This is a genomic window from Pseudorhodoplanes sp. (assembly GCA_032027085.1).
In the GTDB taxonomy this organism is placed as follows: domain Bacteria; phylum Pseudomonadota; class Alphaproteobacteria; order Rhizobiales; family Xanthobacteraceae; genus Pseudorhodoplanes.
Genome location: JAVSMS010000001.1, coordinates 2991911 through 3006163, shown reverse-complemented (window position 1 = coordinate 3006163; position 14253 = coordinate 2991911). Strand labels below are relative to the sequence as shown.

17 protein-coding genes are annotated in these 14253 nt (G+C 61.6%); 6 read left to right on the top strand and 11 right to left on the bottom strand.

All coding sequences use genetic code 11. The features are described 5' to 3' along the window. Positions 1-345 precede the first annotated feature (345 nt). Positions 346-1098, top strand: a complete 753-nt coding sequence (locus tag RO009_14450) for a hypothetical protein (protein MDT3686232.1) — start codon at positions 346-348, stop codon at positions 1096-1098. Between the two features lie 21 nt (positions 1099-1119). On the opposite strand, the gene RO009_14445 is transcribed toward RO009_14450, so the two are convergent. After that, positions 1120-1386, bottom strand: a complete 267-nt coding sequence (locus tag RO009_14445) for a DUF3551 domain-containing protein (GenBank protein MDT3686231.1) — start codon at positions 1384-1386, stop codon at positions 1120-1122. A gap of 229 nt (positions 1387-1615) precedes the next feature. On the opposite strand from RO009_14445, the gene RO009_14440 reads away from it, so the two are divergent. Next, positions 1616-1843 (top strand): hypothetical protein, encoded by a 228-nt coding sequence (locus RO009_14440; protein MDT3686230.1) that lies wholly within the window; start codon positions 1616-1618, stop codon positions 1841-1843. Positions 1844-1876: 33 nt separating this feature from the next. Here RO009_14440 and RO009_14435 read toward each other — a convergent pair whose 3' ends face one another. Then, a complete protein-coding gene (locus RO009_14435) occupies positions 1877-2029 on the bottom strand; it encodes a hypothetical protein (GenBank protein ID MDT3686229.1) in 153 nt (50 codons plus the stop codon). Positions 2030-2244: 215 nt separating this feature from the next. Between RO009_14435 and RO009_14430 the strand changes: the two genes are divergently transcribed. Further along, entirely contained in the window at positions 2245-2667 is a 423-nt protein-coding gene (locus RO009_14430; protein MDT3686228.1) for a hypothetical protein, read from the top strand. A gap of 88 nt (positions 2668-2755) precedes the next feature. Here the strand turns inward: RO009_14430 and RO009_14425 are convergent, their stop codons facing one another. Further along, positions 2756-3184, bottom strand: a complete 429-nt coding sequence (locus RO009_14425; protein MDT3686227.1) for a hypothetical protein — start codon at positions 3182-3184, stop codon at positions 2756-2758. 477 nt (positions 3185-3661) lie between these two features. On the opposite strand from RO009_14425, the gene RO009_14420 reads away from it, so the two are divergent. The 3 genes from RO009_14420 to RO009_14410 all read left to right on the top strand — a co-directional run bounded on the left by RO009_14420 (position 3662) and on the right by RO009_14410 (position 5980). Beyond that, positions 3662-4240, top strand: a complete 579-nt coding sequence (locus RO009_14420) for a glutathione peroxidase (protein MDT3686226.1) — start codon at positions 3662-3664, stop codon at positions 4238-4240. A gap of 206 nt (positions 4241-4446) precedes the next feature. Further along, positions 4447-5313, top strand: coding sequence for a polysaccharide deacetylase family protein (locus RO009_14415; GenBank protein MDT3686225.1), 867 nt, complete (start codon positions 4447-4449; stop codon positions 5311-5313). A gap of 109 nt (positions 5314-5422) precedes the next feature. Continuing rightward, positions 5423-5980, top strand: coding sequence for a dihydrofolate reductase (locus RO009_14410; protein ID MDT3686224.1), 558 nt, complete (start codon positions 5423-5425; stop codon positions 5978-5980). Between the two features lie 174 nt (positions 5981-6154). On the opposite strand, the gene RO009_14405 is transcribed toward RO009_14410, so the two are convergent. From RO009_14405 to RO009_14370, 8 genes are all read right to left on the bottom strand, one after another. Then, the gene (locus RO009_14405; GenBank protein MDT3686223.1) at positions 6155-6436 is read right to left on the bottom strand and encodes a DUF3551 domain-containing protein; all 282 of its coding nucleotides are present in this window, start codon (positions 6434-6436) and stop codon (positions 6155-6157) included. Between the two features lie 6 nt (positions 6437-6442). Then, the gene (locus tag RO009_14400; GenBank protein ID MDT3686222.1) at positions 6443-6910 is read right to left on the bottom strand and encodes a DoxX family protein; all 468 of its coding nucleotides are present in this window, start codon (positions 6908-6910) and stop codon (positions 6443-6445) included. Between the two features lie 55 nt (positions 6911-6965). Then, on the bottom strand, positions 6966-7409 hold the full coding sequence (locus RO009_14395) for a hypothetical protein (GenBank protein MDT3686221.1): 444 nt from the start codon (positions 7407-7409) through the stop codon (positions 6966-6968). Positions 7410-7493: 84 nt separating this feature from the next. After that, positions 7494-9101 carry an EAL domain-containing protein gene (locus RO009_14390; GenBank protein MDT3686220.1) on the bottom strand — a complete coding sequence of 536 codons (1608 nt, stop codon included), beginning with the start codon at positions 9099-9101 and terminating at the stop codon, positions 7494-7496. 163 nt (positions 9102-9264) lie between these two features. Continuing rightward, positions 9265-9954, bottom strand: coding sequence for a helix-turn-helix transcriptional regulator (locus tag RO009_14385; GenBank protein MDT3686219.1), 690 nt, complete (start codon positions 9952-9954; stop codon positions 9265-9267). Between the two features lie 340 nt (positions 9955-10294). After that, a complete protein-coding gene (speE, locus tag RO009_14380; protein MDT3686218.1) occupies positions 10295-11167 on the bottom strand; it encodes a polyamine aminopropyltransferase in 873 nt (290 codons plus the stop codon). A gap of 122 nt (positions 11168-11289) precedes the next feature. Beyond that, on the bottom strand, positions 11290-11769 hold the full coding sequence (speD, locus tag RO009_14375) for an adenosylmethionine decarboxylase (GenBank protein MDT3686217.1): 480 nt from the start codon (positions 11767-11769) through the stop codon (positions 11290-11292). A gap of 203 nt (positions 11770-11972) precedes the next feature. Next, positions 11973-14252 (bottom strand): NADP-dependent malic enzyme, encoded by a 2280-nt coding sequence (locus tag RO009_14370; GenBank protein MDT3686216.1) that lies wholly within the window; start codon positions 14250-14252, stop codon positions 11973-11975. Between the last annotated feature and the right edge of the window lies 1 nt (position 14253).

Genomic DNA, 14253 nt, shown 5'->3' with positions numbered 1-14253 from the left:
TTTGGCACTAGTGGCCGTTAGTCGAGGCCTCTAATGTCATGGTCTGGACTCACACCTTGGGGGCTGTACCCATGAAGAAGACTCTTGTTATCACCACCGCGCTCCTCACACTGCTGAGCGCTGCGGCCTGCACGACGGTTGGCAAGTACCCGGTTGGTAAAGCTCCGGTCGTAACCAAGGGCTGATATACGGAAAGGCCAGCTAGCGCTGGCCTTTTTCGTTTTGCTTGGGTTGCGAGGGCGCTTCCGCTCGCCGGGCCGGCTGGAGTTGGGTCGGAATCTGGTTAGGGAGCTCACTGTGCGTATGAAATTTACTGGCGGGAACCTGTCTGGTTTCCGGATTGGAATGTATACGCTCGCAATCTCCGCGAGCGTGAACGTGTTTGCGGCCCAGGCGCAGACGCCCTCCCCTCAGGGTGCGGCCACAAAGCCCACCGCCTCTCAGGCGACCAAGCCGACTCAAGCCAAACCGGCACAATCCACGAAGCTGCAGGCTCAGGCGGCTGCGAGCACTGGTGTCGCGCAGCGCACGTCTCAATTTAAGAAAGAGCCGATCAAGGAGCCGGTGACCTCAAAGGCCTGCCCGCGCGTGGCGGGCAAGCCCTATTTCGTGGAATTCCGCTCACGCACCGCCGCAAGCTACGGCCACACCTTCGTCTTCCACGGCACACTCGGCAGCGGCAGAGGCTTCGCCAGCTTCAAGGTTGCCGGCCTGCATCCCAAAGGCGACGATCCCGCGACCTATATTCAGGGTCACTGGGCGCCGGTCGAAGCCGAAACCGGCGTCAGCTATGGCGACCTCGACGAGCAATATCTGACGGCGCGCTTCTGCGTGGCGATGACCAAGGCCGAGTATGACCGCACCGCGGCCTATATCCGCCACCTGCAGGCGACGACCAAGACTTGGCACGCGCCGACCTATAACTGCAATTCCTTCGCCGCCGATATCGCAAAGCATATCGGCCTCGATACGCCCAATCCCAATGCGTATCTGCCCGAGACCTTCATCAAGCGCCTGGCAGAGGATAACACTGGCAAGAAGGGCGGATTGTTCTCGAGCTTCTCGTCGATGCAGGGCGGCCAGAATCCGGCGCGTTGATCCACGCGCCGCATTGCTCTGTCACCCGTGATAATAGCGATAGCGCTTCGCCCGGTAAGGCGGGCGGTCCATCTGACGCGCCGGGTATCGGAAGTAGAGCCCATTAAGGCCGCACATGTCGGCGTTTGCGGTTTTTGATTTGCGGCATTGCCATTCGTTGACGAATCCGCAGTTCACGCCGCCGCGGCTGTCATACAGACACCAGGGATAAATGGTGTCCGCCGCTGCCGATTGTGGTGCCAGGACTGGCACTGCCAGCAGAGCCGCCGCGATCAGGATTTTGCGCATGCCGAGTCCTCATGCCTCGAGGGGGCACGCTAGCATCCCGCCGTTTGCTGGCGCCATCACGAACGCGGGATGAGGCGTCTCCGTGAGAGTCATTCCCGGCTGCTTCCACCCCGGAACCTGCCGCAGCATGCGGCGTTTGCCTTGATGACTGTCAGGGGGACCGCGCGCCAGTGACGAACAGCCTGTTTGTGCTCCCCGCCTACCCAGCGATCGAGTGAAGGCGGGGTGCATGCCGCGTTATTATTTCGACTACAAGGATGACAAGCGCACAGTCATCGATCAGGTCGGACGCGAATTCCCGAGCGACGCCGCCGCCCGCCAGGAGGCTTTGCTGACCGCGCGCGATGCCATCGCCGGCATCAGTCTTGGACTGAGGCGTTACAGCGGCTGGATGCTGGAAGTGCGCGACGAGGCAGGACGGCTGGTCCATACCATTCCGATTCCCAAGACGATGTAGAGTCCTGCACGCGGCGCTGAGACGGCACTGCGTTCACAGGCCGGGATAGAGCGCGAATTGCCGCAATTGAACGTGGCAAGCGGCGGCCTGCCGCTCGAGCTCCTGCGCCTGCGCATACAGCGACACGCTGCCGAATACCGCCATCAGCAAGGCCAGCAGACACACGACACGATCCAATGCGCTCATGCCAGCACCAGAGTTTGACCTGCACATTGGACGCGCAAAGACAGGCGACGTTCGGGCAAGATTGCGGCTCCTGCTGCGCTGGTTAGCGGTTGCTGAAAGCGACCGAATAAACCCGGTTCCGCGCGCAAATTTTTTGGCTCGACGAGAGAAATGTTGAACCGGCGCCGCGGCCGCCGCGACCCATGCTCACCCAGCCTTTTCAGAGGACCAAGGCCATGACCATGCTGACCAAATCCGCAGTCGCCGCCGCAATCCTGGCCGTCATGGCCGGTGCCGCTCACGCGCAGTCCGCCCCTGCGCAGCAGTCTGGCGAAAGCCGCCAGATTCAGGTTCTGCCGGCGCCGGCGCAGCAACAGGTTGCCCAGACCCCGCAGGCGGCCCAGCAGCCTGCGCAGACGCCCGCTCCCGCGACCGAGGGCGCCGCGGCGCAGCCGGAACAGGCTCAGCCCGATGCAGAGGTCCCGCAGGGAGCGCCGGAAGCGGCGCCGCAGGAAGCCAAACCGGCTCCGAAACTTGCGCCGGTCCCGCCCAAATTCGTCGCGCCCAGGCGTCCGGCCTATGCCGAGGGCTACGGCTATCAGAATTACGGATACGCAGGTTACGGCTCTCCGAAACGCTACCGCAATCACTGCCACTGAGTTTCAGCACCAGCGACTTTTCAAATCACAGGTTTTCAAGGCGCGCGTCATCGCCGGCTGCTTTCGGGCAGCCGGCGATTTTTTTGCGTCATCGGAGATTGCGGAAGAAGCGATCGGGTTGCGAGGCCCGACGAATCACGACCAGGCGCCGCGCCTCGCCATCACGATCGCTGTACTCGCTCCAGTTCCGCGCGGCACGCCGTTCGGCGCGTTCGATGCGCCGTTGCTCGCGGTGCATACGCCGCTGCTCCCGCGCCATCTGACGCTGTTCGGCCCGCGACGGAGGCACGGCCGCATCCATCCCTGCAAGGTCTTCATCGTCGCGCGCAGCCGCGACCGTGCTCGCCTGCATCTGTTCCGAGGGAGGCGTCGGCACGATCGCGGTCAGGCTGCCAGCCGGTTGATCGGTTGCAGGCGCGGCCATTGCGGAGGCGGCAGGCATGTCTCTCTTTGCCGGCCAGACACCGGTGAGCACGTCGCGCAGGCCGAGCGGCGCTTGCGCGATGTTATTGTCCATTGCATTTTTTGCATCGGCCCACGTCAGACAGCGCCGTTCGATGTAAGGCCAAGTCTGCTCATCGCATGGCTTGCCGACATCGGCAGATCCACCGATGATTTTCACATCCGTTTGCGCGTCGGTTTTTGGCGTCGGCGCCTTTGATATTGCTGCACCCGTCGGCACCGCCGATGCTCGCGTTGCGCCCACCTTGATGTCTGGTTCGGGTTGTGGAGCGGCGATGACAAACATGCTGCCAACCGCGAGGATGCAGGCTAGGGTCAAACTGGCTGCCCGCGGTTCTTGCGGTGACAAATGCATAGCCTCCGCACCGGATTCGTTCGCATTTGCCTGGAATGACATCGCCTAACCTTCGTGCGCCGCTGGTAAAAACGCACAGATGCGGCAGGCGTTCCGTCACGATGTCAGCGTGCTCACAGTCTTGTGCTTCGCCGGTCCCGCCGGCGGACTGATAAATTAGAAAACAGAGGGTGAGCGATGACAGTCGACCGCAGAGCATTTCTTCAACTGGCCGCAGGATTGGCCGCTGTGCCGCTGAGTGCCTTTGCAACGCGCGCGCAATCGCCTGCCGTCAGCCGCACCACCGCCTATGCATTCTCTTTCCGCGATCTCGACGGCTCCGACCTTCGGCTCGTGCAACAGGCCGGTAAGCCGATCCTGATCGTGAACACTGCATCGTTGTGCGGCTATGCACGGCAATTTTCCGGGCTCGAAACCCTGTGGGCGCGTTATCGCGACCGCGGACTTCTGGTCCTCGGAGTGCCGTCGAATGATTTCGGCGAGCAAGAGCCTGGCGGCGCTTCCGAGATCCGCCACACGGCGCACGCGCATGGCGTGACCTTTCCGCTCATGGCAAAGATCGATGTGAAGGGCGAGAGCGCCCACCCCTTCTATCGTTGGGCCGCCCTGCAGCGCCCCCTCGAAACGCCCCGCTGGAACTTTCACAAATACCTTGTCGGACGGGACGGCATTATCGCCGGCGTCTATGCCTCGGCGATCGAACCCATGGACCCGAAGATCGTCGCCGCCATCGAGAGGGAACTCGTCACCGGCTGAGAAGGCGGATCAGGTTCCAGACCCGTCCCTCAACGGCTCCGTCCCGCCCAAAGTGACCTTCTGGGCACGGCTAACCATATTCCCCAATCCCCGACTGCAAAAAGTTACCATTTCGTTGACTCCGGATGCCGGCGGGCGTTCCATGCGCTCGATTTCAACATTTTTGGGCCGGTATTTGGCCCCCATGGTCTCATGAGGAGGTCTAAATGCGTGTGGGACTCGGTTTTGCTTTGGCAATTTCCGCTTCTGTGGCGGCGTCAGGGGCCGCCTTGGGCCAATCTGGCAGCGCAGCCTGCTCCAATCCCAATGCACTGGGAATTGCGCGGACGGTCGAAATCGACACGACCGGTGGTCCGGGCTTCGGTTTCGAGCACTTCAAGCAACATGATTTCCTGCGCAACAAGGAAGTGCTGTTGACCTTCGATGACGGCCCCTGGCCCGTGACAACGCCGGCGGTGCTGAAGGCCCTGTCCGATCACTGCATCAAGGCCACGTTTTTCCCGATCGGCAAACACGCCACCTATTATCCGGAGATTCTGAAGCAGGTCGCCGAGGCCGGCCATACCATTGGCTCGCACACCTGGTCGCATCAAAATCTCGCCAAGAAGAATATGACGAAAGAGCAGGCTCTCGAGGAGATTGAGAAAGGCGTGAGCGCGGTTGCAATCTCGCTCGGTGCGGCGCCGGCCCCGTTCTTCCGCTTCCCTGCCCTGCAACATCCGCCGGAGCTCGTGACCTATCTCGGCGAGCGTAACATCGGCATGTTCTCCACCGATATGGATTCCTTCGATTTTAAGGCGCGCAAGCCTGAGCAGGTCGTCAATTCGGTGATGGCCAAGCTGAAGAAACACGGCAAGGGCATCGTGCTGATGCATGACTTCCAGCATGCCACCGCTGAAGCGCTGCCGGAGCTGCTGAACCAGCTCAAGGCTGACGGCTACAAGATCGTGCACATGCGGGCGAAGGATCCGGTCAAGACCATCGCGCAGTATGACGAGCTGGTGAAGAAGGATCAGAAGCTGCCGACGGTCAGCCAGCGCCCGACCGCAAGCGTGGTCCGCACCGTCGACTGAGCTCGGCGATCAACAATAAATGAAACGCCGGGCCGGTTGCCCGGCGTTTTCGTTTGCGGACAGCGCCCGCCTTCATGGATATCCTGTTCGGACTTGGGACCGATCTCACATGACGCTGCGCATCGAAGGATACGCCATCGTTTCGGAAGACGGCATGCTGGCGGATGCGGCCGGCGTGATGCCCCCTTCCCTCGTGGTCGAGGCTGATCAGCAATTCCTGGCCAGCGGCCTCGACCGCGCCGACATCCTAGTGCACGGGCGTCATTCGCATGAGAACCAGCCGCAATCGCCAACGCGTCGGCGCCTCATAGCCAGCAGGGCCGTCGAGACGCTCGGCCCGACCGACTTCCCCAACGCGGTGTTGTGGAACCCTGCCGGGTTGCCGCTGGAACAGGCGATGGAAGCCGTCGATGTGGAGGGCGGCATCGTCGCGGTCCTGGGGGGCACGGAGGTCTTTGGATTATTCCTGCAGCGCTATGACGCGTTCTACCTGACGCGAGCAAAGGGCGTGAAGCTTCCGGGTGGACGGCCGGTTTTCCCGCGGGTGCCGGCCTCAACTCCCGAAGACGTCTTGGCCGCCAGCGGCTTGGTCGCAGGCCCTCAACAGACGCTTGACGCGCGGCGCGGCGCGACCCTGGTCGTCTGGGAGCGCGCCGGACAAACCTGACAGAATCGTGACGGTATTCCTGTAGGAAAAGATTCGCGTGACGAATGCGACGAATCGCCTCAGAGTTTGAGTATGCGTTGATTCGATCGCGAAGGCTGCGCCGGACGGCAGCCCGCAGGAGTTCCTCCCGCGTGGCGTATCAACTTGGGCGGCCCTCTTGGCCGCCCCTTTCATTCAGCCGCGATAATATTTTCGTTTCGACTTCCGCTGCTGCTGCGGGACGTAGCGTGGATTTGCGTAGCAGAAATTGCCCGTGCCGGACGCCGCCGCACGGCACTGCTGCCACGTGTAATAGGAGCAATCCTCGATGCCGTCGCCCATTTGCGCACACCACGCCTCATTGTAGTTCCTGAAGAAAGCATGCGCAGGCCGAGTGCCTGCAACAAGCGGCAGGATTGAGAGACAAGAGGCTGCGCAGACGATGAGTCGCAGCGATGATGTGGTTTTCGTTTCCATATGTGCTCAATAAGGTGAATCGGAGTCTCTGTCACGGTCGCCGCTGGTCGCCGGGCGCCACGTACCAAGCACAAAGAAAATGATGAGCGCTCCGATCATGGAGAGATTCTTCATCGCCTGAACCATATTGGCGGTGCGGTCGGTGCCGGTTATCGCCCAGAAATCGTGGAAAAGATAAGTTGCCAGCGCCGTAAAGACGATCAACGCCGCCGCCGCGATCCGCGTTCCGACATTGGCGGCAATCATCAGTCCGCCGCCGATTTCGACCACGCCGGCCACGATCGCCAGCAGTCTCGGCAACGGCATGCCGGTCAGGCCTTGCAGCTTCGTTTCAAGATCGATGAGAATTGGCGGCACGACGATCTTGCTTTCGATCATCGCCGCGGTGCCGGAAATATCGAAAAGCTTCTGCGCGCCGGACAGAATGAAAATCAGCACGAATGCGATACGGCCGACAATAAAAAGAATATTCATGGATATCGCCCTGCAAATAGCCTGCCGGCAGCTCTCGCAAATATGGCCAAGTCTATCACTTCTTCCTGCTCTTGGCGGCAGGCGCCTTCGATTTCGATCCTTTGCCGGTGCCCTTGCTCTTCCCTTTCGACTTGGCTGCCGCGGGCGGCCGTTGCTTGATCTCCACCAGCAAGGCGCGAATATCCTTGCCGGTCTCATTGGCCATCGCTGCCTGTTGTGCGGACAGCCACAGCGCCTCACCCGCCTTGAATGTCAGTTCATAGGGTGTCCGTCCTGGCGGCAAGAAGACCAGGGCGCCATCGGTCAGGGCATATAGAAACGTATTTGGAAACGCCTGGCTTGCGACCTTGGTCCCTGCCTTGAGGTGCATTTCCCGCACATTGATCTGCTCATTTTCAAGCAGTTTCCGGCCGTTTTCCGGGTCGGCCGGACGTGCATTCTGCGCCATCGCGGGCGTCAGCATGGCCAGCAAGAATACACTGATCAAAAGACGCTTCATTGATGTGCCGTGTCAAATATGGACGTTGTGACAATCTTCTTGCGCGCGGGCGATGGCAAACATGGGGCATTGCCGCGCCTCTTCTCAGGCGGCGTTGGCGCGCCGGCGTGACGACAGGTAGCCAAAGCCGAATGACACGGTCGCCGGCGCCTTCGTCTTGCCCAATTGCGCCTGGTGGTCGGTCGCCTCTAGCAGTCGCAGGAAAGACGTCCCGGGCAAAGGCGGCGCAAAGACATAGCCCTGTACGGCCTCGACGCCGCGCTCGCGCAGCGCGATCACCTGCTCGAAGGTTTCTACGCCTTCGGCGATGATTTCGATATCCATGTTGCGCGCGAGCTCCACCAGCGTCTCGATGATCGCAGTGGAATTGCTCTCGCTGCCGAGGGCGTCGACAAACATCTTGTCAAGCTTGATCACGTCAACGCCGAGCTTGAGAATATAGGACAGACCGCTATGGCCTGCGCCAATATCGTCGATCGCGATCTTGACACCAAGCTGCTGCAGAGCGGCAATTACGTGACGAGCCTGCGCCAAATCGTCGAGCGGCTGCCGCTCCGTCACTTCAAGTACAATCTGTGTGAGATTGATCTGAGAGTGTTCGAATATCTTCCGCACGTCCTCGACAATGCTGTCATTGCTGAAATGCTGGGCGGCAAGATTGAAACCCACCCGCAGGTTCGGTCGGGTTTGCGAGACCGGACCAAGCTCCTGCGACACCTTCCGCATCAAGCTTCGCGTCATCTCCAGGATCAGCCCGCTCGATTCCGCAAGCGGAATAAAAGACGCGGGCGGAATAACAGTGCCATCCGTTTTACGCCAGCGCATGAGCACTTCGCATCCGCGCAGCCGCCCCGTCGTGATGTCGACGACCGGCTGATAATACGGAATGAATTCACCGGCGTTCAGCGCGCGTTCGAGTTCCGCGACCGGATTGTTGCGCTGCCGCCAAGGCACCAGAATGCCGATCGTCAGCAACGCGATGGCGATCACGCCGTTCACGACCGAGCCCAGGAATTTGATTTCCTCCTGCCCGCTCGACAGCATCGATTCCGGCCGGGTCAAGGTGACATTGACGCCGAAGCGCTTCGACACCAGCGTGCTGACGACCATGGAATCGAACGGGCTTCCGTATTCCGTCACCGGGCCGACAGTCGCCAAAATGGTGCCGTCCGTGGTTGCGATACGCCCATGCGCGTTCATCAACAGCCCGCCCTGGGTCGAGACATGAGCAATCAACAGGTCGCCAGGTATAAGCGCAGCAACGCTGTTGGTTGCTGTCGGACGGCGGACACGCAGCATGCGTTGCGGCTTGTCGTCCACCACCATCACATCCAGGCTGACCGTGCTGTCGGCGACAGTTTCGGAGGAAAGAACGATGCGATGCCGCAAGGCAATGCCAAGGTCGCTGCAGAGGGTTCGGCCGCTCGCGTCGAGAATGGAGAATTCGGAGACGGCGCTATAGCCTAGTTTGGCGCGCCGCAACGCGTCGATATGCTCCGGACTGCATGTCGTGATGTCGCGCCGTGCCAAGTCTTCAACCGCGCTCATGGCCTGGCCGATGCGCCCTTCCGCCAATGTGATGCTGCGGCGGGCAGTGGAATCGACGTCGTCACGGGTCTGTTCGAGAATGAGGTTGTTCACCCAATAGTTGAACAGAGCCATCGGCGTTCCTGCGAGGAGGACGCCGGCCACGACAGCAATCAGCTTTTTTGACAACAAACGCACAAAGACAGAGCCCGGCCCGATCGAGGCCCTGAAGGTGCCGCGGCGGCGTAAAGGCGGATTTAAATGCCTCGCCGACCCCAGGTTGAAATTGCCGCAGCCTTTCTCCAAAGCGCGGCATGGTTAGCGAAATCTAAATGCCGGGATCTGCAACGCTGTAGATGTCCCGCAGCTGCCTGCGGCCTAGCGGTGTGAGCGTCACCGTGCGCTGTCCCGCCTTCTGCTTGATCCATTGCCGTTCGAAAAACTGTTGCTTGATGCGCGTTCCGAGCGTCCCGGCGAGATGATAACGCCGCTCGCTCCAGTCGAGGCACGGCCGGCAGAAGGCCCGGTGCGGCTGGAGGTTCAGATCGAGGCCCTGCCTGGAAAAGAAAGCGCGGCCGGCCGGCGTGATCTCGCCGCCTTCGTCGGAGAGAACGAGATAGCCGCGCTCCATCAGCCCGTCGGCAAGGGCAATGGCCAGTTTTCCGGCCAGATGGTCATAGCACGTTCTGGCAAACCGCATCGCCTCATCGCGCGGACCGAATTTCCGCGCGGACGGATCGGCAGCTGCAACCACCATCATTCCCTCCAGCATCTGTCCGACCAAGGGCGATGCCAACCGGTAATAGCGGTGCCGCCCCTGCTGCGCGACCATCAGCAATCCGGCATCGACCATGCGCGCCAGATGCCCGCTCGCGGTCTGCGGCATGATGTTTGCCGCCGCCGACAATTCACCGGCGGTGAAGGCGCGCCCGTCCATCAGCAGCGACAGCATGTTCGCGCGCGCCGGATCTCCGGCGCATGCGGCAACGATCGCGAGTTGGTTGTGTGCTGCTCTCACGCAAAGAGTCTGGCCCTCGACCTTACGATCTGCAAGGCAGAACGTTCGGGCGCGGCCGAAGCATCGCCATCCGCATTCCGGCTAATCCGGCGAGATTATTCATGGAGGAGAGCCATGAGCGCCGGACGACTGCGGCTTCGCCAATCTGATCTGCCGGGGGTCTGCAATGCTGTCGCCCGCGTGTTCAGGCGGGGAATCGCATGGGATGTAGTATGCACCCGCCGCCAGAAGGAACGCCGTCAGTTGTCCGAGATGGAAGCACGCCTGCTCAAGAATATCGGCGTAAGCCGCTTCGACGCGATACGCCAAGCCAACAAGCCGTTGTGGCGATAGCGGCGCCTTACTTCACCACCGTCACATGTTCAGCGATGAAGCGCGGCAAGGCGAAGGCCGCGACGTGTACCTCAGGCGTCCAGTATCTGGTGCTGAAGCGCCCGGCGCGCGAATAGCGCTGCGCAATGGTTTTCACGGACGTTTGCCGCAGCGTCTTGTCATCGCTCGCCCAGCCCATCGCCATGTGGCCGCCGATATAGGTCGGGATCGCTGCGACATAGCAGCTGCTGTCCTTCCACAGCTTGCGGAATTTTTCGATGCTGCCGGTCAGTTCCTCCGGCTGAAAGAACGGCACACCGCTCTGCGTCACCATCACCCCGCCCGGCGTCAGACAGCGTTTCACGCCGGCATAAAATTCTTCGGAGAACAGAACCGCGCCCGGGCCCTGCGGGTCGGTGGAATCCACGATCACCACGTCGAACCGGCGATCGGTTTCCGCGACATATTTCATGCCGTCGGCGATAACGAGTTCAAAGCGCTTGTCGGACAAAACCGGCCCGGTGAATTCCGGAAAATGCTCCTTCGAAAAATCGACGACAGACTGGTCGATCTCGACCTGCACCAGATGCTTCACCGCCTTGTGCTTGAGCGCTTCCTCGGCGATGCCGCAATCGCCGCCACCGACGATCAGCACATCCTTCGCCTTGCCGTGCGCCAGGATCGGCACATGGGTCATCATCTCATGATAGACAAACTCGTCGGCCGTAGTGACCTGCGTGGCGCCGTCCAGCATGAGCACTTTGCCGAAACGCCTGTTCTCGAACAGCGCCAGGTCCTGGTGTTCGGTCTTGGTCTCATACAGCACGCGCTCCGCCTTGAAGCTTATGCGGAAGCCGAGGTCATCGAACAACGTTTCGGAAATCCAGCGGTCGTTGGCCATGGCGCCTCACAACGTTTCGTCATGCCCGCGCTTGTCGCGGGCATCCACGTCTTCCTGAGTTTCCGAGCATTGGGACGTGGATGGCCGGGACAAGCCCGGCCATGACGTCGCGACTTAAAAAATTAAGCGCCCTGCCCGCGCAGATATTCGCTCACGGCGATGCGACCAGGCTTGAACGCCTGCCGCAACACCGGCACGCAGGCTTCGGGCTTTGCCTTGCCGCACATGAACACGTCGAGCGCGGCATAGCCGTTCTCGGGCCAGGAATGGATCGAGATGTGGCTTTCCGCCAGCACCGCAACGCCGGAAACGCCGCCATTCGGCTCGAAATGATGCAGATGAATATGCAGCAGCGTCGCGCCAGCCGCATCCACGCAGGCGCGCAGGGCGGCCTCGATGTGATCGAGATCGTCGAGCTTCTTGGCGTCGTATAGGTCGATGATGAGATGCGCGCCGGCGCACCGCACCCCGTTCCTCACCACGAAATGATCGGCACTTTCTTCAGCAGCAACCGAAGACGCGTCGATCGCGAAGTCCTTCTTTCGGGCGGTACTTGGGGTCCCCAAGCCTTTTCCCGATTGAAAGAGGGCGTTTTGGCTCATGCCGTCCTCCCCAACCAGAGATCAAAGCTGAGACCGGCGAGCCGGCTCACATAATAGGAAAGCCGCCGAATCAACCCACGGACTGAGCGGACCGATCCAAACGGCAAGCCGCCAAATAAGCATTTCGCGCCCGAGTATCAAGCAGATTCTTGAAGAATGGCCTAACTCGGGAGCGTGCGGGCGGGAATAGCCGCTTCGAGGCTTTATCCGTTTGCCTGCGCCTCGACCACCGATACCGCCGTCATGTTGATGACGCCGCGCGAGGTCGTCGATGGCGTCAAAATATGCGCCGGGCGGGCGGCACCGATCAAAATCGGGCCGACCGGCAAGGCATCAGCCAGCACCTTCGACATCTGGTAGGCGATGTTGGCGGCGTCGAGATTGGGCATGATCAGCACATTGGCTTCGCCCTTGAGCCGCGAATTCGGAAAAATCCGCTCGCGCAAGGCCGGCAGCAGCGCGGCGTCGCCATGCATCTCGCCTTCCACTTCCAGCGCCGGATGCGTCGCCGCGAGCCGCTCGCGTGCTGCCTGCATCTTGCGCGACGAGGCGCTGTCGTAAGAGCCGAAATTGGAATGCGAGAGCAGCGCGATCTTCGGTTCCAACCCGAAACGCCGCACATGCGCCGCCGCCAGCACGGCGATGTCGGCGATCTCCTCGGCGCCAGGTTCCGCGGTGACCTGTGTGTCGGTCATGAAGTACGCGCCCTTGTCGGTGATGACCAGCGAGAGCGCGGCAAATTCGCGCACGCCGGAGGCGAGCCCGATCACGTCGCGGATATTCTTCAGATGCGCCATGTAGCGGCCCTCGAGACCGCAGAGCATGGTGTCGGCGATGCCCAGCCGCACCGCGAGCGCGGCGATGACCGTGGTATTGGTGCGCACCACCGTGCGCGCGGTATCGGGCGTCACGCCGCGCCGGCCGGCGGCCTCGACATAGGCCTTCACGAATTCGCGGTAGCGCGGATCGTCTTCCGGATTGATCAATTCGAAATCGCGGTCGGGCTTGAGTGACAAGCCAAACCGCGCCAGCCGCGCCTCAACGACCGCCGGGCGGCCGACCAGGATCGGCCGCGCCAGTCCCTCCTCCAGAATGACCTGCGTCGCGCGCAGCACGCGTTCATCCTCACCCTCGGCATAGATGACGCGTTTGGGATCGGCCTTCGCCTTGATGAAGACCGGCTTCATGATGAAACCGGAACGGAACACGAAGCGGTTCAGACGCTCTTCATAGGCGTCGAAATCGATGAAGGGCCGTGTCGCCACGCCCGACCGGATGGCGGCGCGCGCCACGGCCGGTGCGATGCGCAAAATCAGGCGCGGATCGAACGGATTGGGAATAAGCGAGCCGGCGCCGAACATGCGCGCCTCCCCGTCATAGGCTTTTGCCGCAACTTCTGATGGCGTCTCCCGCGCCAGGCCGGCAATGGCCTCGACCGCCGCCCGCTTCATCTCCTCGTTGATCGTGGTCGCGCCGACATCCAGCGCACCGCGGAAGATGAAGGGAAAGCACAGGACGTTGTTCACCTGGTTCGGATAGTCGGACCGCCCGGTGCAGATCATGGCGTCGGGACGCACGGCAATCGCCTCTTCCGGCATGATTTCCGGTACCGGATTGGCGAGCGCCATGATCAGCGGACGATCCGCCATGCGCGCCACCATATCGGGTTTGAGCACGCCACCTGCTGACACGCCGAGGAAAACATCGGCGCCGACGATCACCTCGCCGAGCTTCCGCGCCTTCGTGTCCTGCGCGTAAACCTCCTTCCAGCGGTCCATCAATTCCTTGCGGCCCTTGTAGACCACGCCTTCGAGGTCGGTGACGAAGATGTTCTCGACCTTCGCGCCCAGCGAGACCAGGAGATTGAGACAGGCGAGCGCCGCCGCCCCTGCGCCAGAGGCCACGATCTTGATCTTGTCGATGGTCTTGCCGGTGACGTGCAGCGCGTTCACCACCGCTGCGGCGACGATGATGGCGGTGCCGTGCTGGTCGTCGTGGAAGACCGGGATCTTCATCCGCTCGCGCAGCCGCGCCTCGACCTCGAAGCATTCCGGCGCCTTGATGTCTTCGAGATTGATGCCGCCGAAGGTCGGCTCCAGCGCCGAAACCACCTCCACCATGCGGTCGACATCCTTGGCGTCGATCTCGATGTCGAAGACGTCGATGCCGGCGAATTTCTTGAACAGGACCGCCTTGCCTTCCATCACCGGCTTCGACGCCAGCGGCCCGATATTGCCGAGGCCCAGCACCGCGGTGCCGTTAGACACCACCGCCACGAGATTCTGCCGGCTTGTCAGTTCGGCGGCTTCGGCGGGATCACTCGCGATCGCTTCGCAGGCGGCGGCAACGCCCGGGGAATAGGCCAGCGCCAGATCGTGCTGATTGCCGAGCGGCTTGGTGGCGGCGATTTCCAGTTTTCCGGGCTTGGGGCTGCGGTGATAGGCCAGCGCGGACGTGCGCAGTTCATCGGACAGATTGGACATG

Bases quoted from the DNA above. Each gene is read 5' to 3' on its own strand.
- RO009_14450 (MDT3686232.1), top strand. From the start codon at position 346: ATGTATACGCTCGCAATCTCCGCGAGCGTGAACGTGTTTGCGGCCCAG.
- RO009_14445 (MDT3686231.1), bottom strand. From the start codon at position 1,386: ATGCGCAAAATCCTGATCGCGGCGGCTCTGCTGGCAGTGCCAGTCCTG.
- RO009_14440 (MDT3686230.1), top strand. From the start codon at position 1,616: ATGCCGCGTTATTATTTCGACTACAAGGATGACAAGCGCACAGTCATC.
- RO009_14435 (MDT3686229.1), bottom strand. From the start codon at position 2,029: ATGAGCGCATTGGATCGTGTCGTGTGTCTGCTGGCCTTGCTGATGGCG.
- RO009_14430 (MDT3686228.1), top strand. From the start codon at position 2,245: ATGACCATGCTGACCAAATCCGCAGTCGCCGCCGCAATCCTGGCCGTC.
- RO009_14425 (MDT3686227.1), bottom strand. From the start codon at position 3,184: ATGGACAATAACATCGCGCAAGCGCCGCTCGGCCTGCGCGACGTGCTC.
- RO009_14420 (MDT3686226.1), top strand. From the start codon at position 3,662: ATGACAGTCGACCGCAGAGCATTTCTTCAACTGGCCGCAGGATTGGCC.
- RO009_14415 (MDT3686225.1), top strand. From the start codon at position 4,447: ATGCGTGTGGGACTCGGTTTTGCTTTGGCAATTTCCGCTTCTGTGGCG.
- RO009_14410 (MDT3686224.1), top strand. From the start codon at position 5,423: ATGACGCTGCGCATCGAAGGATACGCCATCGTTTCGGAAGACGGCATG.
- RO009_14405 (MDT3686223.1), bottom strand. From the start codon at position 6,436: ATGGAAACGAAAACCACATCATCGCTGCGACTCATCGTCTGCGCAGCC.
- RO009_14400 (MDT3686222.1), bottom strand. From the start codon at position 6,910: ATGAATATTCTTTTTATTGTCGGCCGTATCGCATTCGTGCTGATTTTC.
- RO009_14395 (MDT3686221.1), bottom strand. From the start codon at position 7,409: ATGAAGCGTCTTTTGATCAGTGTATTCTTGCTGGCCATGCTGACGCCC.
- speE (MDT3686218.1), bottom strand. From the start codon at position 11,167: ATGGCCAACGACCGCTGGATTTCCGAAACGTTGTTCGATGACCTCGGC.
- speD (MDT3686217.1), bottom strand. From the start codon at position 11,769: ATGAGCCAAAACGCCCTCTTTCAATCGGGAAAAGGCTTGGGGACCCCA.
- RO009_14370 (MDT3686216.1), bottom strand. From the start codon at position 14,252: ATGTCCAATCTGTCCGATGAACTGCGCACGTCCGCGCTGGCCTATCAC.